Source organism: Streptomyces sp. NPDC058877 (genome assembly GCF_042742855.1).
Lineage (GTDB): Bacteria > Actinomycetota > Actinomycetes > Streptomycetales > Streptomycetaceae > Streptomyces.
Window position 1 is genome coordinate 1 of record NZ_JBHYMF010000033.1, and the last position, 21,684, is coordinate 21,684.

Genomic DNA, 21,684 nt, shown 5'->3' on the forward strand with positions numbered 1-21,684 from the left:
GCGGATACGACCTAGACACTCGCATCCTTGCAGGCCAGCGGCACCTTTCTGCTACCGGACCGTCAGATCACCCAATTCCGCTGAATACCCCGGGTTGAGTCTGACTCCGTCCGCAACGACAAGAAGTTCCGGCAGCAGAGAATGCTCCCTGTGCCACCCGAAGTTGACACCTCACGCAAGGTGTTCATGGAAGCCCACATAAAGATCGACAATAAGGGGCGGATCGCGCCTCGCGTCCACTTCTACGACGACACATCCGGCGCCACCGGCAAGGTGATCGTCGGCTACATCGGGCCACACTTGTCAAACACTCGAACGAATTGACCCACTCGCGGCGTCCGGGGCGGGGCGAGCCCTGCTCAGGGCCGCAGCAAGCAACCTCGCAGCCTCCGGCGGGACGCACCCCCAGCGTTCTCTAGGGCGAAGGTACCGTACAGGCATGAGGCTGACGGGTGAATCGCAGCGGCTGGCCAGGTTCGAATCGAAGGGCGACGTCCTTCACGGGCGCCTCATCGCCGAGGACGGGGACGACGTCCTGGAGGTGCTGAGCGCCGATCCGGTGAGGGGACCGGCGGAGGTCACCGGCCGCCGCGTCCCGCTCCGCGACGTACGGCTGCTCGCCCCGGTCAGCCCCGGGAAGATCGTGGCGGTCGGCCGTAACTACGCCGACCACATCGCCGAGTTGAGTCTGGACACGCCAGCTGCGCCCCGGCTCTTCTTCAAGCCTCCGTCCGCCGTGATCGGCCCCGGGGAGCCGATCCGCTACCCGGCCCAGTCGCACGAAGTGCACTACGAGGCCGAGCTCGCCGTGGTCATCGGACGCACGGCTCGCGACGTGCCGGCCGAGCACGCGCTGGAGTACGTCTTCGGCTACACCTGCGCCAACGACGTGACCGCCCGGGACATCCAGCGGGAGGACGGGCAGCCGTCCTGGGCTAAGGCGTTCGACACGTTCTGCCCGCTCGGTCCGTGGATCACCACAGACCTCGACCCGACGAAGCTCGTCGTGCGCTGCGAGGTGAACGGCGAGGAGCGGCAGTCGGCCGGGACGGAAACCATGCTGCATCCGGTCGCGTCCCTGCTGGCGTACATCACGGCGGCGGTCACGCTGGATCCGGGTGATGTGCTTCTCACGGGCACACCGGCCGGGGTGGGCCCGGTCGTCCCGGGCGACGAGGTCGCGGTGCACATCTCCGGGATCGGCGCCCTCCTCAATCCCGTGGTCGGCCGATAGGTCGGCTCAGGCTCGCAGCAGCTCGGCGAACTCCCTGCCGGCGGGGAGCTGGGCGTGTCCGGCGGCGCGGCTGAAGTCGATGGCGTACTTCATGACCATGCCGGTGCGGTGTTCGTCCGGTAGGCACGTCAGGGCCTGCGTGGCGCTGCGGTACGCCTCCTCCGGCTCGCCGCTCTGGGCCAGGCACGTCGCGCGGTCCAATCGGATCAGGGTCGGGTCGAGGTACTCGGTGGGCGGGTACAGGTCGAGAGCCCGGCGCTGGACCTGCCAGGCGTCCTCGGTGCGGCCCAGGTGCGTCCACGCGTTGCCGAGGTGCCAGAGGAACTGGCGCTCAGTGTGTCCGAAGGAGGGGTCGTCGCGGTCCTCGGCGGTCAGCCGGCCGAAGGCGTCCTCCGCCTGGCGCAGCAGTGGCAGCGCCTCGTCCCCGCGTCCCATGCGGGCGAGCGCGCGGGCCTCGACGAGCAGGCCGCGGGTGGTGGCGGGGCCGACCGTGTCGCCCAGGATGTGGCGTGCCCGGGCGGCCTGCTCGTGGGCGGAGGCGGGGGTCCCGTAGTAGAGGGAGACGATGGCCGAGCGTACGGTGAGGGCGCCTTCGAGCTGGTTGTCGCCGGCCTCTGACGCGGCGAGGCGGCCGGTGTGGAACCACCCGCGGGCTTCGCGGTGGGCGCCGAGAGCTGAGGCGAAGATACCGGCCATCGCGGCGAGTTGGGCAGCTACCCGGCAGAGGCGTCGGCGATAGCGGATGGGCTGCCGCTGTTCCAACAGCCGCTCCACCTCGGTGAAGTCGGCGAGGACATCAGCGAGAAGCCGGTGCGGTGGCACGGTCTGGTAAGCGTGCGCGTACTCGTACGCGGTGGTTTCCCAGCGTTCCAGAGTCGCCGGCCCGATCGCCGACGACTCCAGCGCCAGGTCCATGCGTTGCCGTGCGGCGGCCATGACCTCCAGGGCCGATTCCGTGATGCCGAGGGTGGTTCCGACGACAAGCCCGCGGATGAGGGTTCGCCGTTTCATCTCGTCCTCCTCCAGGAGCACGTTCGCCCCTGTCTCGGACGTGTGCTCCGGTTCTTGCTCCGTACGTGCCAGTGGGGCGTCGGCGGTCGCGACCAGCGAGGGTTCCGCTAAGGCGAGCAGTTGCTCGGCTGTCCAACCCGGGAACATGCCCTCGAGTGCCTCACACGCCTCGGCACGCGGCACGCCCTTGATCTGCCCCGTGCGCCACCGGTCGAACTGCTTGCGCTGGGGAGTGACGTCATCCAGACGTAGCTCGACGCAGACCTTGCGGAACTCACGGCTGAACCGTGCATATCCCCAGCCGCGTTCCCGTACGAGCCTGCCGAACACCGTCAGCGGTCTGTCGCCCACCGTGCCCCCTTCGCATGGACGCCGTCAGGCCCCTTCGCCTGACGCGGCGATTGTCGATCACCTACCCGCCTCGTGGCCGGGCAGGACGCGCTCAAGTCCCAGAAGACCACGCCAGGACCCACCGGGGGCTGGAACGACGAGATCGGGGCCGTAGGAAAGTCCATGGGCCCGCCGTCATCGTTCGGGGACCGCGACGGCGCGGCCTCACGGCCACGCCTCGCCACCAGGGTCCGACATGCGGAAGGGCTGGGCGATGGCGTCCTCAGTTCCCACCTCGATCATCACCACGAGCCTCACGTGCTGCCGTGGCGTCCCCACCGCTGGCGGCGGCGCACGCATAGTGCCGTCGCCTGTGGACGTCTCCTTCGTCCGGGACGCCTCGCGGGTCTCGCAGGCGCGGCGGATCGGGACGGCCTGGCTGCGCAACGCGTGTCGGATGCCGGAGGCGCGGGTCGACTCCGCCGAGGTGGTGATCTCGGAGTTCGTCAGCAACGCGATCGTCCACGGAACGAGCGATGCCGTGGGCCTGCGCATGCGGCGCGTGGGCGACGAGGTCTGCCTGGAGGTCGACGACGGTTCGCCGTCCGAGGCACCGAGACCCCGGCGGGCCGGGGCCGAGGCGGAGCAGGGACGCGGCCTGTGGCTGGTGGACGCGCTCGTGGCGGAGCTCGGCGGCAGCTGGGGGTTCACCGACGACAGCACGATCGCCTGGTGCGTCTTTCCGATGAACGGAAGCCGTGCGGCGTGAGCGAGGCGGTTGAGGTCCCACCGTCGCGAGTCTCGCCAGGCACTCGGGTCGTGTCAGCGGATCGAAGCGCAGGCGCGGTGATCTCGGCGCCCAGAGCCACGATCCCCCGGCGGCGGTTCGCCCGTTCGCGCTGGGCCTTTCGCCACCCCGTCCAGCTGCTCCGCCGCTACGGCTTCGGCTGGTTCCAGTTCGCGGTCCTTGTCGTGCCGGTCCTGCTGATCACCTGGGTCGCCGTCGCCCGCACCGACCTCCCGTATCCGTAGCCCACCCGCTGATTCCCACGAGGAGTGCTCCATGACTTCCCGTTCCGTGCCCGAGTACCGGGTGACCCTGCCGAAGGAGCTTGTCGCCGACCTCGCCCAGCGGGCCACCGACCTTCCCCAGTGGCTGCTCGGCAACGACGACGAGCTCTCGCCCGAGACCGTCGCGCGGTACCACGGGGTGCTGGCCGGCCTGCCCCGCCTCGCCGAGTTCACCACGACCTGCCACCAGCTGCTCGGCGCCCCCGACGGCGACGGCTTCGCGGTCCTCGAGCTGGCCGAGCTGCTCGACGCGGCTGAGTCCGAGGAGGCCGGCCTGCGGGCAGTGACCGCGCTGCTCTCCTTGATCGCGACGCCGCTGCGGGCCTACGACCACTGGCCGCTGTGGCAGCCGCTCGGCACCAACCTCGCCATCGACCCGATGCACATCGACGTCGTGAACTCCACCCTCCCGCCGGACTACATCGCCCAGCTGTGCGTCCGCCCCGATCCCAGAGGCCAGGGCCACAGCGTGGTCTCGCAGGTCCGCCGCGCCGTAGACCGGCTCGGCTATGCAGACGCCGAGCTGCTGACCCACCCGCAGTACGTCGACGGGTCGTTCTTCGAGCTCACGGGCGTCGGGGATGAGCGGCAGCCGTTCCCGATCCTCGACGGCCTGCCGCCGTCGGAGGGCTTCGTCCGGTTCACGGCCAAGATGCTCGCGGACACCGATCCCGCCGACCCGTACATCAAGGCGGTCCGGGCCCTGGAACGCGAACTGATCACCGGGAAGCGCCGGTTCCTGCTCGGGCGAGGCGACCTGCTCATCGCCAACCAGCACCTGTGCTGTCACGGCCGCGAGGCCCTCGGCGGCGGCCAGGAGGACGTAGCCGAGGACGAGCGCCGCCTCCTCCTGCAGATCTTCCTCCGCGGTCAGGTGCGGCACGCGGCGACGCCGGAGGTCTTGCCATGACGACCGTCACGGCGGGTGGGCCCACAGCACCAGACACCAGACACCAGACACCAGACACCAGAGAGGGAAGCCGATGCTCGAATCCGTTAGCCACCTGGAAGAGGTGGCCCGTGAGTGGAAGATCAACCGCGAGGAGGTACTGCTCCTCGCGCTGAACAGCTGCGGGGCGCGCTCGTCGCTGGACAAGCCGCGGATGCGGTTTCGGCTGGAGCTGGACTCGCGGCCGGACGACCCGTCGTACCTGATCCTCTCCCTGGGCCGCGAGGACTCGCCCTTCGAGATCGACGAGCGCGAACTGCGGCTCCACGGCGAGCGGGTCGGCACGGTCGCTGGCATCGAGGACGACGACGCCGTGCTGGGCTACTGGCGCAACGGCACGAAGATGCTCACCCTCAACTCCAACGCGCGTTCGCAGTGCACCGGGTGCACGTTCTGCCCGAACACCTTGGAGGGCGCCTCGGACCCGGCGATCCGAGAACTCGACCTGCCCGGCTACTTCGCCACCCTCGCGGCGAACTCCGGCATGGCTGACCTGTCGGGCGTGGAGACCGTCACGGTGTGCACCGGCTGCTTCCTCTACGAGCACCTGGCCCTGGAGCACCTGGAGGGCGTGCGCGCCGCGATGCGCAGCACCGGCTGCGAAGGGACCCTGCACTTCCTGTCGTCAGTCCTCACCAGCGAGGCGGGCCTGGACCGGGCCGCCGAGCTCGGCCCGTTCCACCTGACGCTGACGGTGGAGTGCTTCACCAACAGGGCGAACATCCTCAAGCAGTCCAAGGCCGCGCTGACGATCGACCAGATGGTCGCCACGCTCGGGGCGGCGAAGGAGCAGGGCATCACCACGGACTTCACGTACATCGTGGGCCTGGACCCGATCGAGGAGGCCGTGGAGAACCTGAAGCGGCTGGTGCCGGTGACGACGACGTTCCCGAGGTTCCAGACGTACCAGGCCCACAACCCGTACATGGACGTCTACCGCACGCCGGGGTCGGACACGATCGAGTGGAGCCTGACGATGCGCCGCGCGATCGAGGAGCTGTTCGCGGAGACGGGGCTTCGGCCGCAGTGGTGGCAGAACTACCGCTCGCCGTGGGCGTACACGTTCGCTGGTGAGCAGCTGACCGGGGCGCGGATCTGATGGCCAGGCGGGACGGCGGGGCCGTGACGGTGGTGCGGGCGGTGCGGGTGTGGCCGGTGGCCGGGCAGCCGGCCGGTCTGCCGGAGGGATTGCCGGACGCGGTGGCCGCGGTGGCCCTGGACCCGGCGGGTCCGTCGTGGCCGGAGCACCGGACGCGGTTCGCGATCGAGGTGGTCGGCGACGGAGTCTCGGGCTGGCACGCGCCCGTCGGAGAGTGCGTGGCGCGGCTCGTCGTGGACACCCTCGCCGACGGGCTTATCGGGCACGATGCGGCGGCGCCGCGCAAGCTCGGCTACCGGCCGCGGGCGGGTCGGCACCAGCAGGGTGCGCATGCCCGTCAGGCCGTGTCGGCGGTTGAGCTGGCGTGCTGGGATCTGGCGTCGCGGGCCTCGGGCCGGTCGGTGCCGGAGCTGCTGGGCGGCACGGTACGGGAGCGGGTGCCGGTGTATGCGTCCGCGCTCGGCCTGGACCCGAGCCGTCCGGAGGCGGTGAAGGCGGCGGCGTGGATCGCCGAGCAGGGGTTCTGGGGGCAGAAGTGGCCGCTCACCAAGGAGTTGCTGCGCCATGGGCCGCGGGTCGTCGGCCGGGTGCTGGGGGCGCTGCGGGAAGCGGCGGGTGACGGCCAGTTCATGGTCGACGGGCTGCGCCGGTGCCGGCTGGACGAGGCGCTGGCCCTGATGCCCGTGCTGGCTGACCTGGATGTCGCGTTCGCCGAGGAGCTGGTGGAGCCGGGCGGGTTCGCCTGGGGCCGGGTGCGGGTGGCCGGGGCCGGGGTGCCGATGGCGGCCGGTGAGCACGCGGTCGACGAGCACGAGCAGATGCGGCTGCTGGCCGGTGGGGCGGTGGACGTGTGGCAGACCGACCCGGGCTGGTCGGGCGGGCTGGCCCGCTCTCTGCACACCACGGAGGTGGCCGCCGATCTGGGGATGGCGACGTTCCCGCACGGCGACCGGCTGTGGGCGGCGCTCGCGCTGGCCGGGGCGTGCTGCCGGGACAAGATCCCGGCGGTGGAGTGGCACCTGACGCTGGAGCCGCTGCGGCAGCAGGTGTTCACCGAGGCCGCCGTCGTCGAGGCGGGGCTGCTGCCGTCCGGGCCCCGCGCCGGGCTCGCCCCGCTGCCGGTCACTTCCTCGCCTCTCCCGGCGTGGGAGGTCGGGTCGTGAGCGGCCGGGTGATGTGGTCCGGGGTGCGGGCGGTCTGCTTTGACCTGGGCGGCACGCTGGTGCGCCCGGAGCCGGTGGCGACGACCGGCCAGGTCGCCGAGGTCCTCGGCATCTCCTTGGAGGAGGCCCGCGCCCTGATGGGGCGGAGCGCCAAGCGTCGTCTGGTCACCCCGCAGGACCTCGCCCACGAGATCGCGGCCGACTTCGGGCGGCCTGGGCTCACCGGGCCGCTCACCGAGGTGCTGGAGCGGGCCCGGCGCCGGGCCGAGAACCCGCAGCTGTACCCGGACGTGCCGGACACGCTCGCCGAGCTGCGGGCGAGGGGCTATGCCCTGTACGCCATGACCAATGCGCTCGGTTCCTCAGTGCCCGAGCAGGATCCTCCCGCGTTCCGCGAGTTGCTGGACGGCGTCTTCTACTCGGCGCGCACCGGCGCGATCAAGCCCGAGCCGGAGGCGTTCGCCGCCGTCGAGCACGCCAGCGGGCTGCGTCCGGGAGAGCTGCTGCACGTCGGCGACTCGATGACCGCCGACGTACGCGGGGCCGCGGCGGCCGGCTGGCACACGGCCTGGGCGGACCGTCACCACACGACCGGCCCACTGACGCCGGCCGCCCTCACGCTGCGCCTGCACTCCCTCAACACCCTCCCTCTGTTGCTGCCCGCCCGGGCGGCAGCGGAGACGATCACATCGGAGGTGGCCGGCTGATGGAGCCGTCCCGTACGTCCCACCCGGCAGCGCCCCCCGTCCACGACCCGCTGACCTCGTCCGTGCCACTGTTCGACCCCAGCCAGATGCCGCTGCGCACCTGGTGCGAGGGCAGCCGCGAGGACGCGGTCACCGGCCTGGTCGCCTTCCCCGACTTCCACAGCCACATCCCTCGCTGCCTGGCCGCCGCGCTGGACGATAGACGGCTGGTGGCGCTGGCGATCGGGGACGTAGACGGGCTGAAGGACCACGTGGAGCGGACGAACTCCACCAACCCGGCCTCCTACGGGCACTTGGCCGGCAACGAGGTCATGGCGACCGTGGGGGCCACGACCCGCGCGTGGTTCCGCGAGCAGCCCTTCGACGCCGGCTGCGCGGCGACCTTCGGCGGCGACGAGGTGATCCTCGCCGCGGTCGTCGACGGCGCCGCTCAGTTCCACCAAGCCCTCGGCATCCTGCGAGACCGGCTCGGCGCCGCGCTGCCGGTGACGGTCTCCTTCGCCCTGATGTTCGTCACCGTCGGCGACCTGCCCGCCAAGAGGGAGCGGAGCTGGAAGCACGCCTTCACCGACACCCTGCTCGCGGCGGTGGACCGGACGCTGTTCACGCACAAGGCGGCGCGGCGCGCCGGGGGCGGCCAGGGCGGCATCATCGCCGTCACCCGCCCGCCCTTCCTCTCCGAGCCCGACCCGGCGGGCCCGGATCCGATGGTCCTGCTCCCGCTGCCGGCCGCGTCCGACGTCGTTCATGTCGTGGCCCGGCCGGAGCGGATCGGCGGCCGGGACTTCCTGCTCCTGCCCTGCTGCGGGCCGGTCGGCCAGCGCGGCGCCCAGCTGCGCGTCACCTTCCCCACCGGCAGCTCCAGGACGGTGGTCGCCTACGCGCTGCGCGGGCAGGCGGCGGTGCCGTACGCGGCCGTCACCGACGGCGTGACCGGCGTGCCTCTGACGGTGCGGGGCGTGCGGGACCGCACCCCGCGCAGCGTGCCCGAGGACCTGGCCGCCGCCCTGGAGCGGGCCGGGCTGGACTGGAGCGCGGTGCCCGCTCACGAGCAGGCGCAGATTCTCCACCTGATCACCGAGGCCGGCACCGAGGAGATCCGGGCCGGGCGGGTCACCGCCGCCGTGGACGCGGTCGCCGCCCGGAAGGGGGTGGCACGGTGACGGAGACCGCTCTACTCCCTGGGCCGGACGTCGTCGCGGGCCTGGGCGACTTCCCCGACTGGCGCCAGGCCGCCTCGCACGCCGCGGCCCGCGTGCCGGACGCGGCCGTCACGGCCGCGTGGCGGGCGCTGAACTATCTGTGCGCCGCGCAGCTGTACCTGCGCGACAACGTGCTGCCCGGCCGGCCGCTGCGGGTGGAGGACGTGAAGGAGGTGCCGAGCGGACACTGGGGAGTGTGCCCGCCGGTGAACTTCATGCTCGCGCACCTGGGGCCGCTCACCGCCGGACGGCCCCCGGGCAGCGAGGTCCTGGTCGTCCACGGCGCCGGGCATGCCGGACCCTCCGCCCTGGCCCACGCCTACCTGACCAAGACCCTCACCCTGACCGGCAACGGCCCGGGCTGGTCCGCCGCAGACCTGCGCGCGCTCGCCGAGGGCTTCCCCCACACCCGCGCCTACGGCGGAGAGATCACCCCGCTCATCCCTGGCGTGCGCTACACCGGCGGCCAGCTCGGACCGGCGCTCGCCGTCGCGCAGGGCATGGTCCTGGACGCCCCGCACCGCCTGGTAGTCGCGCTGCTCGGCGACGGAGAGCTGGAGACCGGCGCCGCCGCGGCCGCCTGGACGGCCCGGCGGGCGCTGCTCGGGTCCGGGCTGCACGGGGCCGTACTGCCCGTCGTGCTGGCCAACGGCCTGCGGATGGGCGGCCCCTCCATCCTGTCCGGGCTCGACGAGAACGAACTGCGCGCGTATTTCACCGGCCTGGGGTACGAGCCGTTCCTCCACGACGGCTCCGACGTGGCCGGCTTCCGGACGGCCCTGGCCGAGGTGTTCGCCAGGCTGCGGCCGCTCGGTGTCGCCCGCCCGCAGCCGGTCATCGTCCTGACCGTGCCCAAGGGCGCGACCGGCCCCGAGCAGGTCGCGGGCCGCCAGATCGCCGGAACCCCGGCCGTCCACAAGACCCCGCTGAAGGATCCCGCCCGCAACCGGGAGGAGTTCGCTGCCCTCGCCGCCTGGCTTGCCTCGTACGAGCCGGCCGAACTGTTCACCGACCAGGGGCAGCCATCCGACCTCGTACGGCAGGCGCTGCCACACCCGCTGGCCCGGCCCCGCCCCGCCCCACCGGTAGCGCCGCTCGCCGTCCGGGGAGAACCGGCGTGGCCGCTGGTCAGCGCCGTGATCCGCGAGCGCGCCGCCGCCGGTTCGTTCCGCCTGTTCAGCCCGGACGAGGCCGCCTCCAACCGGCTGCGCCTGGCCGACGCCGGGGACGACCGGCTGCCGGAATGGGCGAGCGAGATCCTCAACGAGGAGATCTGCCACGCCTGGCTCCAGGGCTACACCGAGACCGGCCGCGACGCTCTTCTGGCCACGTACGAGGCGTTCGCGGCGGTCAACACCAGCCTGCTCGTACAGCACCTCAAGCACCGCAGCGCGCGGACCGCGGCCGGCATGGGCGGGCTACCGAACATCAACTACCTGATCACCTCGCTGGGCTGGCGCAACACCTACACCCACCAGAACCCCGGGCTCGTCTCCGCAATGCTGGAGACCGAGAACCCCACCGTGCACGTCTACACCCCGGCCGACGCCACACGCGCGGCCGCGACCCTCACGGCCATGCTCACCGGGCGGGACCGGGCGAACTTCCTGATCGCCGACAAGCACCACAGGCTCACGTTCCCGCCGGACACCTTCCACGAGGAGATGACGAACGGCGCCGCGATCTGGCCCCACCTGAGTAACCCCGATCAGGAGGACCCGGACATCGTCCTGGCTTCCGCCGGCGACGTCGCGGCGCGCGAACTGTCCGCCGCGGCCAACCAGATCTCCGCCGTCCTCCCGGACACGCGCATCCAGTACGTGCACATCAACGACCTCACCAGCCTCGGCCAACCGGACACCTGGCCCGCCGCGCTGCCCGACGGCACCTTCGCCCGCCTGTTCCCGGCCGACGTTCCCGTACTGCTGGCCACCGTCACTCAGGCGCCAGCCGTTCGGGCCCTGCTCGCCGCCCGCGGCAAAGCCGCCCGGGTCCGGGTAGTCGGTTACCGCGACCCCGGCCGCCCCCTGCCGTCCGCCGACCTGCTGGAGCTCTGCGGAATGTCCGCCGCCGCGCTCACCGCCCAGGCGCTCTCGATGCTGAAGGAGCCGCAATGACCACCCCGCTGGCACCCGACCCGAAGCAGCTGGCCGCCTTCGACCGCGACGGCCTCCTCATCCTGCGCGGCGCTCTCTCCCCCGAGGTCCGCGACCGCGCGGCCGAGGCCGCCGTACGGCTTCTCGCCACCGACCGCACCCTGGGCCGGGACCGCTCGGTCGACGGCAAGGACGGCTTCCGCGGCGTCGTCGCCCTGGACGACGCCTTCCTGCCACTCGTCGCCAACCCGGCCGTGCTGCCCACCCTCGTCGGCCTGCTCAGTCCGAACATCCACCTGGTGTCGAGCAACCTGATCGCCATGCCATCCCTGCCCGATGAGCAGCGCACCATCCGCGTGCCGTCCCGGCACGGATGGCACCGAGACATGTACTCCACCGTGGCCGACCTCGGCGTCGAGCACACGCCCCGCCTGGCGATCAAGGTGGCGTACTTCCTCACTAACCCAGGACCGGACGCGGGGTTCACCATGTTCGTGCCCGGCAGCCACACCCGCACCGGGCCCGTCACCGTCCCCCAGGGGGACATCGACCCGCCCGGCGCGCTCACTCCGGACATCGGCCCGTATGACGTGGTGCTCTTCGAGAACCGCACCTGGCACGCCGGCGGCCTCAACCGCTCCGGCCACGACCGGTTGGCCGTGATGATGCAGTACGGCTACCGGTGGCTCAACGCGGTCGACGACCCCGTCCCTGGCTTTCTCGACCGGCCGGACCTCGACGCCGTCGAGCGGCAGCTTCTCGGCGCCCGCGACCGCAACCCCGACGGCTCCGTCGCCCGCGAGGGCTCCGGCGCTCGTCCGATCACCGAGTGGTGGCAGCACCTGACTACGGCCCCGGCTCGTTGACCGATCACCCGCCCCTGACCGCACCCCCGCGAGAGACTGGACCCGTGACCTCCTCCACCCCCTCGTACAAGCCCAAAGAGCTGTTCGCGTCCACCGCGCCGTACTACGCCGCCTTCCGGCCCCGCTACGCGCCCGAGTTCTACACCCTGCTCGCCGACCGATTCGGCCTGGACGGCACCCAGCGTGTCCTCGACCTCGGTGCCGGCCCCGGCATCATCGCCCTCGAACTCGCCCCGCTCGTCGGCGAGGTCGTCGCCGTCGACCCCGAGAAGGGCATGCTCGAAGAGGGCCGCCGCCTGGCCGCCGAACGCGGCATCACCAACATCACCTGGCGGGAGGGCGACTCCATCACCCTCCCGGCGATGGACATCGGGCCCGTGCTCCTCACCGTCATGGGCGCGGCCTATCACTGGATGGACCGTGACCAGGTGGCCCGCGATCTCGACCGGATCATCGAGCCCGGCGGAGCGATCGTCCTCGCCTCCGGCGGCGCCCCCGGCGACCTGGAGCCCGCCCCCTGGCTGCAGGTCGTCGACGAGGTCCGTACCCGCTACCTCGGCCCCGACCGGCGCGCCGGCTCCGGCACCTACACCCACCCCAAGGAACGCCACCAGGACGTCCTCGCCCGCAGCCCGTTCTCCCAGGTCGAAACCGCGCGCTGGGACCACACCATGACCCGCACCGTGGACGAGGTCATCGGCTGGGTCTTCAGCCTCTCCTACTCCAGCCCCGCCCAGCTCGGCGAGAAGAAGGACGCGTTCGAGCAGGACCTGCGCAAGGCCCTGCTCGCCTTCGACCCGTCCGGACAGTTCGACGAGGTGATCCGCACCGAGGCGATCATCGCCACCAGGCCCTGAGTAACGCTGGAGAGCCGCGGAGCCCCGCTCTACTCGTAGCTGGTGGCTGCGTGGAGGGCTCGGGCCATGAAGGTCCAGTCTCCGTCAGAGGGGATCGGCTCTCCCCAATGACGGTACGCACCTGGGGAGTCGTTCACCCACGCGGCGAGTGCTTCAAGGAAGCCGTCCAGAGTGTTGTTCTCCCACTCGTGGCCACGAGCACGGAACTCTTTGTGCAGGTCACGCAGGAAGGCGACCAGCTCTTCACGGCTGTGCGGTTCGGGGAGCATGGCGACAACGTACCCAGCGTGATCGTTCGGGATCCAGGGTCATCACAAGATCGGCGGCAGGGTTGAACCAAGCGACCGTCCACACGGCGCAGCTGCTACGACACCGCCGTCTGGCAGGAGCTGCACCTCACTACAGCCTGCCGGGCGGTGTTGCCCTCTGTCGCGGTCGCCGGATGGGTGACGTTCAGCCGATCCCAGAGCCCAGGCGGCGGGTCTGGAATCCAGCCCCACCGGGGTGCCTTGATGTACTCATCCTCCAGGTGAGTACAAGCCCCCGGCAGGTGCGCGAACCGCGTGGGCGAGATCAGGATGGTGTCCGCGGGGAAGCCCCGCCATTCCCGTCGGATCGTAGACGTGGACCGCTCCGCCCTGGGCGCGGCGCCGTTCGCCGGGCAGCAGCAGCCCTGCCCGACGATGAGCTCGCATCGCTCGCAGCGTTCTTCCTTCACAGCCCCGCGTCCCCTCACGCCGTGCCGGTCGTCTCGATCCGGTAGACGATCTTCCCATCGAACTCGGCGAACCCGAGTGACTTGTAGAACGCGCGGGCGACGGGGTTGTCGCGGTCCGTCATCCACTCGACGCGGCCGCACCCCGGGCGCGCGGCGGCCAGGGCCCGGAGTTCCTCCATGAGCTGGGCGCCGATGCCCTGGCGGCGCAGGGTGTCGCGAACGTACAGCTCCTTGAGGAACAGTGAGTGAGTGGAGCCGGCCGCCGGCCACAGGAAGGAGTATGCGGCGAGCCCCACGATGTCCCCGGCCACGTCCTCGACCAGGAGAGCCGAAGCCAGCGGCGCGGCGCCGAACAACGCCTCCTCCACCTGCGCGCGCCGCTCCTCGAAGGGCTGGATCTCGGTCGATCCGTAGAACCGCTCGATCTCCTCGATCAGTTCGGCCACCGCGTGGACGTCCCGCTGCTCGGCAGATCGGATCGTCACCGTCATGGACAACTCCTCGTTCCTCGTTCGTCTTTCACTTCGCTCACTGGCTCCAACGCTCAGCACCTCGGCGGCGCTACGCCCGCCGTCTCATGGAGACTGCGCGGCCGGCGCGTACGCGTCCCACCCGCTCGCGCGCAAGGAGTCCTGAACGTGTCGGATCAGGTACTCCAGGTCCGCGCAGTAGACGGAGGGATTCCTGTATCCGCCGACCGCGCTGAAGCGGTGGGGGAGGTACCCGCCACCGCAGACCTCCACCAGAGGGCAGCTCTGGCACTTCTCGGCGAGTGCCGCCCGACCGTATGCCCTGTGCAGGAGCTTCGGGTGACGCGACGCCTCGTCGAGGGAGTGCTGGAAGACGTCCAGCCCGAGCCGGGACGCGCCTTCCTCGACGGAGCGCAGGGTGTCCACGCCTTCCATCGTCCCGTCGGACTCGATCACGATGCTCGTCGGCGGGGCCAGGCCGAGTGTCTCCACCGCACCGCGCACGCCTGAGCTGAGCGCCACCATGTCCTCCAGCATCCGGATGCTGTGCCGGTGCTCGGGCCGGGCGAGCCATGCGTCGTACACCCGGCTCATCCAGAACCCGTACTCGGGAACATCGAGGTTGTCGCGGTGCGGCGGGTCGTCGTGGGTGGCGTGCGGAAGACCGAAGTCGATGACCGGCGGCCCGAACGACGCGAGGTAGTCATGGACTTCGACGGGGTCGTTGGCCAGGTCCACGACGGCAAGGAGGCCAGCGAAGAGATGCGGCCGGTCCCGAAGCAACTCGATGCCGCGAACGGCGGCGGCCGAGCTGGGCCGCCCGGTATGGGTCAGCCGGTGCCGGTCGTTCGCGGTCGGGGGCCCGTCGAGGCTCACGCCCACGACCACCCCGTACCTCTCGAAAAGGTCGAGCCACGCCTTCGTGAGGAGCGTTCCGTTGGTCTGGAGCTCGAAGCGGACCCTCACGTCCGCCGGGATGCCTTCGCGTACGGCTTCGAGGAGCTCTGCCACGTGCCGGCGGCCAGCCAGCAGCGGCTCCCCGCCGTGCAGAACGACGTGGACGGCCGGCAGGCCGTGCGCCATGGCGTGCTCGCCGATGCGCCGGCCTGCCTCCCTCGCCACGTCCACGCCGAGCCGGACGGGCAGGTGCCGCCACGACTGGTCCTTGGAGTTGAAGACGTAGCAGTAGTCGCAGTCGATGTTGCAGCGGTTCGCGACCTTGAGGATGAAGGTCCGAAAAGGTGCGGTCTCTTCGCGCGAGGTCATCGAGCGTCGGCGCTCAGAACCACCAGGGCCAGATAAGAGACGCCGCGTGAGGCCCCTCGGCGAAGCCGTCCCCGGCGGACTTCTCTTCGTCGAGCCGCTGCTGCACACGGGCAGCAAGGCGCTCCAGGACGGCATTGCCCTCGATGGATTCGGGGCAGGCGGGCGGCGCGAGCATGGGCGTACGTGGCGACATTCAACGCTCCTCGTGGTGTGCGATGGCGGTTGAAGCGACAGACCGACTCGGCACCGTAGCAGTGCTGTTGTCGTCGGCGGCATACAGATTCCGGCCAGGTGACGACCGGCCTATCCGGCTCGTGGGGCGAGCAGCTCCTCGAGTTCCTGAGCCGCCGCATCGACTCCGAGCCGCCGATAGAGGGCGGCCGCGTTCCGCAGAGCGGCCTCGGCTCGCGCGGGCCCGGCCGAGATCCGGTCGCAGCGGCCGATCCCTTCCAGGGCCCGCGCCTCCTCCAGCGGGGAGCGGATCTCCCCGGCCAGCACGAGCGCCTGCTCAAAGTACTGCCGCGCCTCTTGGGTGTCGCCGGACGCGCGCAGCAAGGTCCCCCAGTGGTTCAGCACCTCAGCCTCGCCACTCCGATCCCCCAGCTCTCGGTGGAGCTCCAGGCTGCGCCGGAACGCCTCGACGGCCTCCTCCCGCTCACCGAGCGCCGCACGGGCCGCACCCAGCTCGCTCAGGGAAGCGGCCTCCCCACCGCGGCTGCCGAGATCACGGAAAGCCCTCAGAGCCTCCTCCAGTATCCGGACCGCTTCCGTGGCGCTCCCTGACACGCGCTCCAGCGCCCCCAGGTTGCGGATGCTGTTCGCGCGTCCGAACCGCTCCCCGAGTTCGGTGAAGCGCTCCAGCGCCTGGTCGTGCGCCTCTCGGGCGCCGACGACGTCGCCCGTCAGCCTCCTCACGACGCCCAGCTCGTTGAGCGCGTACGCCTGGTGGGTCCGGTCGTCGAGCTCCACGTAGATGTCGTACGCCTCGCGATGTCGCCGCGCCGCCTGCTCGTACTCGCCCGTGAGGCGGTGTACGACGCCGAGGTCCCTGAGGGAGTTCGCCTCCCCGTACCGATCGTGGAGCTCCCGGTAGATCGACAGCGCCTCGCTCTGAGCCTCCACGGCGGCGTCGAAGCGGCCGGTCTGCCGGCGCGCCATGCCGAGATCCGCGAGTGCGTTGGCCTGCCCGAGCCTGTCGCCCACCTCGCGGTAGAGCGCGAGGGCCTCGGTCTGGGCTCGGGCGGAAGCCTCGTTGTCGGCGGTCATGAGCCAGACGATGCCGGCCTGGTTCAACGCGTCGGCCTTGCCGCGGCGGTCACCCACGGCCTCGTACTCCTCCACCGCCTCGCCCAGCGCCTCGGTCGCCTCGGGGTAGGCGGCCATGAAGCGCCGTACGACTCCGAGCTCGGCGAGCGCGCCGGCGAGGGCCTTGCGGTCACCGGTGTGCCGGGCGGCGTCGGCAGCCGTCCGGTGGAGCCCGACGGCCTGGTCCCACGGCCCGGCCTGCCGCAGGAACGGCGCCATGGCGGCGGCCAGACGGATTACCAGCTCATGCAGGGCGAGACCGCTCGCGCGCCGGATGCAGGCGAGTACGTTGGCCCGTTCGTTCTCCAGCCAGGCGAGGGCGGCCGCACGGGACTCGATGCGCTGGGTCTCCACCGAGGCGGCCGCGTCGGGCAGTACGGGCGCAACCGCTCCGCTGCGGACGAGGTGCCGGTTCGCGGCGGCGAGAGCGGCCAGGTAGTAGAGGCACACTCGCTGAACGGCCTCGGTCTGCTCCATACTGCTGCCTCCCTCGTCGGCGAGACCGCGGGCGTAGTCACGTAACAGATCATGAAGCCGGTACCGGCTCCCCGGATGCTCGTCGATCATGTGGGCGTCATACAGCGCGTCGAGCTGCCGCCGAGCATCCGCCACGGTCACCCCACCGAGCGCGGCACCCACGTAGGCATCGAGGTCGGTCCCGGGGTAGAAGCCCAGGCCCCGGAAGAAGCGCCGCCGATCCTCCTCGAGATCCTGGTACGACAGCTCGAACGTCGCCGCCACCGCCCGCTCCCCGGCCCGCAGCTCCCCCAGCCGATCCCGCGCGGCCACCAGGCGCTCGCGAAGGTCCTCCGCGCTCCACGACGGGTGGTGCCGCAGCCGCGCGGCGAGCAGGGACACCCCCAGTGGCAGGTATCCGCACAGCCCGACAAGCTCCTCGACCACGTCCGGATCGAGCGACCCGGACGACCGCCCGCTGAGCCGTATGAATAGATCAACGGCGTGGTCCGCCGGCAGCGCCTGCACGGGCAGCACCACCTCCTCCTGCGCCGCGAGCCGCTTCCGGCTGGTCACCAGCACCAGGCAGTCGCCCGCGCCAGGAAGCAGGGGCTCCAGCTGCCGGTAACTGCCCGCGTTGTCGAGGATCAGCAGCGCCTTCTTGCCGGCGAGACCGCTGCGCCACATGGCTGCCCTCGCCTCGGTGACCGCGCCTATGTCGTCACCTGCCGGAATGCGCCCCGCCGGCACCCCGGTCGCCGCCAACAACGACGCCAGCGCCTCGCCCGCCTGCACGGGGCTCCGCCCGGTCGTGTGCCCGTTGAGGTTCACGAACAGCTGCCCGTCCGGGAACCGCTCCGCCAGTACATGCCCGGCGTGCACGGCGAACGCTGTCTTCCCCACACCCGCCATCCCGTCGATCACGTGCACCGGCAGCGCCTCACCACTCTCCTGCGCCGCCCGCACCGACCCCACGAGCGCCGCCAGCTCGGCGCCCCGGTCCGTGAACGCCGCGGTGTCGCGCGGCAGCGCCCGCAACACGAGTGCGGCCCCCGGCGGCTCGGCCTCGTTCTGGGGCGCAGACTCGGGCTGCCGCACGTGCGTCCGTGAATCCGACAGGGCGGCCAACACCGTCATCACCACGAGCAGCGCCCCGAGCAGCACGAACGAGAACCAGGCATGCCTCTGCAGCCACCCCAGCCACCCCGGCCACTCCGACTCGGACACCGCGTTCGTGACCAGCCCCACGAGCATGGTCGTCACTACCCCGCCGGCGGCCACGACAGCGATCGAGATCCCGCGCCGAAGCCTCATGCGCACGCCGCCCGGCCTTCAGGGGGATGAGCCGCCCCTGCTGGCAAGCCGCTCACACGACACAGAGCCCCAAGATCAGCCCCCGTCACGAAACCCCCCAAGGTCGACACCCAACTGCCCAAGAGCACCAGCGGACGCGGTCTCGGTCAAGGCCCCGACGCGCCATCGCACGTCCAGTTCGAGCCCTGCGAGAACACGTCGGGCGAAATGGTGCGGTGCGGTGGCATACTGCTATGCGAGGACCTACATGAACGGAAACTCCACCGGCAGAACATCAGCGGTGTCGTGGGCTTCCTCGCCCGGCATACGGCGCACGATGCAATCCAACAAGGGCCGCGACACCAAGCCCGAATTGGCCCTGCGGCGGGCTGTACACGCCTTGGGGCTGAGGTACAGGGTCTCGTTCCGACCGCTGCCCGCTGTCAGACGCACAGGCGACCTCGTGTTTACCCGGGCACATTTGGTTGTATTCCTAGATGGCTGCTTCTGGCACGGCTGTCCCGCACACCACACCGCCGCCAAGACGAACGCCGACTACTGGGCTTCCAAGGTCGAGAAGAACCGCGAGCGCGATCGCGAGACGGACCGGTTGCTGGAAGCGGCGGGCTGGGCAGTCCTGCGCGTCTGGGAACACGAAGACCCGATCGCGGCGGCTTCCCGCGTGCGGGACCTCTACAGGCGTCGCCTCCAAGAGGTGGAGGGCGAGTGAGAGACTTGGACCCATGATTCGCGAACCCGCCGAGATCACCATCGACGATTCTGGTCGTGTCGAGCTTCCTCTCGGTCTACTCGCCGAGGCAGGGATGTCACCCGGGAGTGATGTCCTCGCCTTCAGCGATGGTGACGGGAGGATCGTCCTCAGGCGGGCCGAGGACGCCATGCGAGAGCTGCTGGAGCGGGGCCACCTATAGCAGCGCCCGAAGTGGGATGGCGAGTCGCGGGCCGTACGCCGACCCGCTGGCAGGGAAGTTGGCGCACTCAGGGCCTCAACCTTGACCTGCCGCGCCTTGATCATTCCCCCCATGGCGCTTGCCGAAGCCACGCTCGCCGGGAGAGGAACCTAGAGCGCTTCCAAACCCTAGCGGCGCCCTACTCATCACCGAGCTCCTCAAGCAACTCGGCGAGCCCTTCGGTCCACGATGGTTGAGGCATCACCTCGAAGGCGTCACGCGCGTCCAAGATCGCCATGCCGAGCCCGTGCATCGTGGTGACGGACCGCCCGTAGATGTACCACCGCCCGCCGTGCTGACCGACGCCACAGCCGCTTTGCGTGATCAGCCGGGCAAGCACTCTGGCGCGCTCAAGGTCGGGCACCGCACCGACCATTGGGTACCTGGCGTGGTGGCGGTGGCCGAGCCCACTCGAACAGGAGTAGAACGTGGCAACCCGGGCGGCACTGAGCGCCAGGCTGAGCCCCGCTACCCCGATATCGTTCCAGTAGAACGTGTACGCCATCAGTTCGGCATAGCCGATGTCGTCAACTTCCTGCAGCTCGCGGATGATCGTCGCCACCCCATCGGGCGCATCCGACTTATCCGCCCGCTGCAAGAAGGCGGCCTCCTCCCGCAGGCACTCTTCAGCCTCCTCCCAGCTCGGGAGACCCAGGCATTCGTATTCGTGGTGCTCGGTGAAACCCCTGGCCACGTCCTCTGCACTCAAACCCGTGCGAAGCGCTTCCAGGTTGTAGTCGACAGAGATTTCCACATCGAACTCAGGAATCATGCCTCCATTCTGACGAGCCGACCTGACATCCGCCCGCTGAATCCAACAACCCACCGAGCCCTCCGGCCAGTTCGACCACTCCTGCGGAGTCGCATGCCGCTGCACGCGATCCGGGGCGCCCGACAACCAGATCCAGCCAATGCATCCAGTCGAACAGGCGATCGAAGATCGCGGCCTCGCCGCCGGCACAGGCGCGCAACGGCTCCACTACGCACCGTCTCGCAGGTCTGGGGCGGCAGTTGGGGGGCGATACAGGGGGGAGCCGAAGCCCACAAGGCTGAGTCCCAGACAGGCAGACGGGACCCCCATGTCAGTTCGTTCCTCTAACCTCTCAACCAAGTAGCTGGATGAGAGGAGGTCGGAGCACCACATGCAGGCAGGTGTGCTCGCCCAGGAGCGGCTCGACCCATACGCCGAAGACCTCATTGAGTCTCTACGCGCCTTTGGGTACGACCTGCCGACGGCGCTGGCCGATCTCGTGGACAACAGCATCGCCGCAGAGGCCAAGAACGTCCGCGTCGCATACTGCTCCGACCCGGGCCAGGCTTGGGTGGCCATCGTGGACGACGGTCGGGGCATGAGTGAGTCCGAGCTGCATGCAGCCATGCGCTTTGCGCGGAACCCAAACCACCGTCGGGCGAAGGGGGACTTGGGGCGGTTTGGCCTGGGCTTGAAGACTGCATCGCTGTCCCAGGCCCGAAGCCTGACGGTCCTCTCCAGAGATACGGCTGGCCAACTCGCAGCGAGAACCTGGGACATCGACCACATTGCCAGGCAAAAGGAATGGCTCGTACTGACCGAGCCAGACGCCGAGACCCTCCGCATCGCCGATCAGGTCGGATTCACCGGACGAGGCACGGTGATCATCTGGCGGAATACGGACAAGCTCGGCGAGGGACGGTCGCTGTCTCGGAGAATCAGCGAATCAGGACGCGAACTCTCCCTACTGTTCCATCGCTTCTTGGCAAAAGGACGTCTCAACCTGTCCATTGGCCGACATGCGATCGAGCCGATGGACCCCTATCTCAGGCGCCATCCTGCGACACAAGACCGCGGAGTAGAGGAGCTCGAGTATGAAGGGCACCGGATCAGAGTCAATCCCGTCATCCTCCCTCACCCTTCCAGGCTGACCAGGCAGGAAGCAGCATCAGCCTCTGGCCCCGGAGGCATGATCGCCCGCCAGGGCTTCTATGTGTACCGAGGTGAACGCCTCGTCGTGGCCGGCAGCTGGCTGGGGTTGGGCGGCATGCACAACTCTGCTCCCACCCGGCTCGCCCGGATCTCGCTGGAAATCCCGCCCGGCGTCGACCTCGCCTGGGCAGTCGACGTCAGGAAGTCCTCCCTGCGACCTCCCGCTTCCCTGGAACAGAGACTGGTCGAGCTCGCAGAAGATGCTCGAGCAAGATCAGAGAAGGTCTTCACCCACCGCGGCGCTCCCGCACGGAACCGCGGAAAGCTCGCCCAGGTCGAACCCGTGTGGCAGCAAGTCCGCCGCTTGGGGCAGGCCGAGTACTGCATCAACAGGGATCACCCACTCGTGGCCGATGCGCTGGCTGGCGCCGACGGCAAGGCGCTCGAAGGGGTCCTCCGCCTGGTTGAGACCACACTGCCACGTGAGCTGATCGCCCAGGAGATAGCAAGCCACCCCGAGGAGGGTCGCCCCCAACCGGAGACGACAGACCCGGAAGAGGTCCTGGCGACACTGCGCGCACTGCTTTCAGGGCTCCCCCGAGACCCCGCACAGAGAACAATCCTGGCCGAGGCGCTGGTGAAGGCAGAGCCCTTCTGCCGACACCCTGGCCTCGTCAGAGAGATCATCGAATCTGATTCCCCCGAGGAGACGTGACC

General features: G+C 70.3%; 21 protein-coding genes. 14 read left to right on the plus strand and 7 right to left on the minus strand.

The window, feature by feature from the left end:
- The first annotated feature begins 439 nt into the window (after positions 1-439).
- On the plus strand, positions 440-1,234 hold the full coding sequence (locus ACFW2Y_RS10775) for a fumarylacetoacetate hydrolase family protein (protein WP_384876360.1): 795 nt from the start codon (positions 440-442) through the stop codon (positions 1,232-1,234).
- A gap of 6 nt (positions 1,235-1,240) precedes the next feature.
- On the opposite strand, the gene ACFW2Y_RS10780 is transcribed toward ACFW2Y_RS10775, so the two are convergent.
- The gene (locus ACFW2Y_RS10780; RefSeq protein ID WP_384876362.1) at positions 1,241-2,596 is read right to left on the minus strand and encodes a hypothetical protein; all 1,356 of its coding nucleotides are present in this window, start codon (positions 2,594-2,596) and stop codon (positions 1,241-1,243) included.
- Positions 2,597-2,948: 352 nt separating this feature from the next.
- On the opposite strand from ACFW2Y_RS10780, the gene ACFW2Y_RS10785 reads away from it, so the two are divergent.
- The 10 genes from ACFW2Y_RS10785 to ACFW2Y_RS10830 all read left to right on the plus strand — a co-directional run bounded on the left by ACFW2Y_RS10785 (position 2,949) and on the right by ACFW2Y_RS10830 (position 12,585).
- Positions 2,949-3,344, plus strand: a complete 396-nt coding sequence (locus ACFW2Y_RS10785) for an ATP-binding protein (protein ID WP_384876364.1) — start codon at positions 2,949-2,951, stop codon at positions 3,342-3,344.
- Positions 3,345-3,394: 50 nt separating this feature from the next.
- Entirely contained in the window at positions 3,395-3,607 is a 213-nt protein-coding gene (locus ACFW2Y_RS10790) for a hypothetical protein (protein WP_384876366.1), read from the plus strand.
- Positions 3,608-3,638: 31 nt separating this feature from the next.
- Complete coding sequence (locus ACFW2Y_RS10795) at positions 3,639-4,556, plus strand: hypothetical protein (protein WP_384876368.1); 918 nt, start codon at positions 3,639-3,641, stop codon at positions 4,554-4,556.
- Between the two features lie 73 nt (positions 4,557-4,629).
- The gene (locus ACFW2Y_RS10800; RefSeq protein WP_384876370.1) at positions 4,630-5,694 is read left to right on the plus strand and encodes a radical SAM protein; all 1,065 of its coding nucleotides are present in this window, start codon (positions 4,630-4,632) and stop codon (positions 5,692-5,694) included.
- Positions 5,694-6,857, plus strand: a complete 1,164-nt coding sequence (locus ACFW2Y_RS10805; protein ID WP_384876372.1) for an enolase C-terminal domain-like protein — start codon at positions 5,694-5,696, stop codon at positions 6,855-6,857. Before ACFW2Y_RS10800 ends, ACFW2Y_RS10805 begins: the two co-directional genes overlap by 1 nt.
- A complete protein-coding gene (locus ACFW2Y_RS10810; RefSeq protein WP_384876374.1) occupies positions 6,854-7,564 on the plus strand; it encodes an HAD family hydrolase in 711 nt (236 codons plus the stop codon). The genes ACFW2Y_RS10805 and ACFW2Y_RS10810 overlap by 4 nt, the downstream gene beginning before the upstream one ends.
- Positions 7,564-8,727, plus strand: a complete 1,164-nt coding sequence (locus tag ACFW2Y_RS10815; protein WP_384876376.1) for a hypothetical protein — start codon at positions 7,564-7,566, stop codon at positions 8,725-8,727. Before ACFW2Y_RS10810 ends, ACFW2Y_RS10815 begins: the two co-directional genes overlap by 1 nt.
- Positions 8,724-10,883 (plus strand): phosphoketolase, encoded by a 2,160-nt coding sequence (locus ACFW2Y_RS10820; RefSeq protein ID WP_384876378.1) that lies wholly within the window; start codon positions 8,724-8,726, stop codon positions 10,881-10,883. Before ACFW2Y_RS10815 ends, ACFW2Y_RS10820 begins: the two co-directional genes overlap by 4 nt.
- On the plus strand, positions 10,880-11,728 hold the full coding sequence (locus ACFW2Y_RS10825; RefSeq protein ID WP_384876380.1) for a phytanoyl-CoA dioxygenase family protein: 849 nt from the start codon (positions 10,880-10,882) through the stop codon (positions 11,726-11,728). The genes ACFW2Y_RS10820 and ACFW2Y_RS10825 overlap by 4 nt, the downstream gene beginning before the upstream one ends.
- A gap of 44 nt (positions 11,729-11,772) precedes the next feature.
- A complete protein-coding gene (locus ACFW2Y_RS10830; RefSeq protein WP_384876382.1) occupies positions 11,773-12,585 on the plus strand; it encodes a class I SAM-dependent methyltransferase in 813 nt (270 codons plus the stop codon).
- A gap of 29 nt (positions 12,586-12,614) precedes the next feature.
- Here the strand turns inward: ACFW2Y_RS10830 and ACFW2Y_RS10835 are convergent, their stop codons facing one another.
- The 5 genes from ACFW2Y_RS10835 to haaT form a co-directional block, all read right to left on the minus strand.
- Entirely contained in the window at positions 12,615-12,854 is a 240-nt protein-coding gene (locus ACFW2Y_RS10835) for a hypothetical protein (RefSeq protein WP_384876384.1), read from the minus strand.
- Positions 12,855-13,317: 463 nt separating this feature from the next.
- A complete protein-coding gene (gene haaN, locus ACFW2Y_RS10840) occupies positions 13,318-13,794 on the minus strand; it encodes a cyclophane-containing RiPP N-acetyltransferase HaaN (RefSeq protein WP_384876386.1) in 477 nt (158 codons plus the stop codon).
- Between the two features lie 84 nt (positions 13,795-13,878).
- The gene (locus ACFW2Y_RS10845) at positions 13,879-15,039 is read right to left on the minus strand and encodes an FxsB family cyclophane-forming radical SAM/SPASM peptide maturase (protein ID WP_384876388.1); all 1,161 of its coding nucleotides are present in this window, start codon (positions 15,037-15,039) and stop codon (positions 13,879-13,881) included.
- A gap of 13 nt (positions 15,040-15,052) precedes the next feature.
- A complete protein-coding gene (haaA, locus tag ACFW2Y_RS10850; RefSeq protein WP_383165473.1) occupies positions 15,053-15,232 on the minus strand; it encodes a HaaA family cyclophane-containing RiPP peptide in 180 nt (59 codons plus the stop codon).
- 110 nt (positions 15,233-15,342) lie between these two features.
- Positions 15,343-18,114 (minus strand): cyclophane-containing RiPP biosynthesis TPR protein HaaT, encoded by a 2,772-nt coding sequence (haaT, locus tag ACFW2Y_RS10855; protein WP_384876463.1) that lies wholly within the window; start codon positions 18,112-18,114, stop codon positions 15,343-15,345.
- A gap of 316 nt (positions 18,115-18,430) precedes the next feature.
- Here haaT and ACFW2Y_RS10860 point away from each other — a divergent pair, with 316 nt between their 5' ends.
- Positions 18,431-18,823 carry a very short patch repair endonuclease gene (locus ACFW2Y_RS10860; RefSeq protein ID WP_384876391.1) on the plus strand — a complete coding sequence of 131 codons (393 nt, stop codon included), beginning with the start codon at positions 18,431-18,433 and terminating at the stop codon, positions 18,821-18,823.
- Between the two features lie 13 nt (positions 18,824-18,836).
- Positions 18,837-19,025, plus strand: coding sequence for a hypothetical protein (locus ACFW2Y_RS10865; protein ID WP_384876393.1), 189 nt, complete (start codon positions 18,837-18,839; stop codon positions 19,023-19,025).
- Positions 19,026-19,203: 178 nt separating this feature from the next.
- Here ACFW2Y_RS10865 and ACFW2Y_RS10870 read toward each other — a convergent pair whose 3' ends face one another.
- Positions 19,204-19,836 carry a hypothetical protein gene (locus tag ACFW2Y_RS10870; RefSeq protein WP_384876395.1) on the minus strand — a complete coding sequence of 211 codons (633 nt, stop codon included), beginning with the start codon at positions 19,834-19,836 and terminating at the stop codon, positions 19,204-19,206.
- Between the two features lie 370 nt (positions 19,837-20,206).
- Between ACFW2Y_RS10870 and ACFW2Y_RS10875 the strand changes: the two genes are divergently transcribed.
- A complete protein-coding gene (locus ACFW2Y_RS10875) occupies positions 20,207-21,682 on the plus strand; it encodes an ATP-binding protein (RefSeq protein WP_384876397.1) in 1,476 nt (491 codons plus the stop codon).
- Positions 21,683-21,684 lie beyond the last annotated feature (2 nt).

Coding starts and splice junctions, on each gene's coding strand:
- ACFW2Y_RS10775 (WP_384876360.1), top strand. CDS start 440: ATGAGGCTGACGGGTGAATCGCAGCGGCTGGCCAGGTTCGAATCGAAG.
- ACFW2Y_RS10795 (WP_384876368.1), top strand. CDS start 3,639: ATGACTTCCCGTTCCGTGCCCGAGTACCGGGTGACCCTGCCGAAGGAG.
- ACFW2Y_RS10800 (WP_384876370.1), top strand. CDS start 4,630: ATGCTCGAATCCGTTAGCCACCTGGAAGAGGTGGCCCGTGAGTGGAAG.
- ACFW2Y_RS10805 (WP_384876372.1), top strand. CDS start 5,694: ATGGCCAGGCGGGACGGCGGGGCCGTGACGGTGGTGCGGGCGGTGCGG.
- ACFW2Y_RS10815 (WP_384876376.1), top strand. CDS start 7,564: ATGGAGCCGTCCCGTACGTCCCACCCGGCAGCGCCCCCCGTCCACGAC.
- ACFW2Y_RS10825 (WP_384876380.1), top strand. CDS start 10,880: ATGACCACCCCGCTGGCACCCGACCCGAAGCAGCTGGCCGCCTTCGAC.
- ACFW2Y_RS10835 (WP_384876384.1), bottom strand. CDS start 12,854: ATGCTCCCCGAACCGCACAGCCGTGAAGAGCTGGTCGCCTTCCTGCGT.
- haaN (WP_384876386.1), bottom strand. CDS start 13,794: ATGACGGTGACGATCCGATCTGCCGAGCAGCGGGACGTCCACGCGGTG.
- ACFW2Y_RS10845 (WP_384876388.1), bottom strand. CDS start 15,039: ATGACCTCGCGCGAAGAGACCGCACCTTTTCGGACCTTCATCCTCAAG.
- haaA (WP_383165473.1), bottom strand. CDS start 15,232: ATGTCGCCACGTACGCCCATGCTCGCGCCGCCCGCCTGCCCCGAATCC.
- haaT (WP_384876463.1), bottom strand. CDS start 18,114: ATGAGGCTTCGGCGCGGGATCTCGATCGCTGTCGTGGCCGCCGGCGGG.
- ACFW2Y_RS10860 (WP_384876391.1), top strand. CDS start 18,431: ATGCAATCCAACAAGGGCCGCGACACCAAGCCCGAATTGGCCCTGCGG.
- ACFW2Y_RS10865 (WP_384876393.1), top strand. CDS start 18,837: ATGATTCGCGAACCCGCCGAGATCACCATCGACGATTCTGGTCGTGTC.
- ACFW2Y_RS10870 (WP_384876395.1), bottom strand. CDS start 19,836: ATGATTCCTGAGTTCGATGTGGAAATCTCTGTCGACTACAACCTGGAA.
- ACFW2Y_RS10875 (WP_384876397.1), top strand. CDS start 20,207: ATGCAGGCAGGTGTGCTCGCCCAGGAGCGGCTCGACCCATACGCCGAA.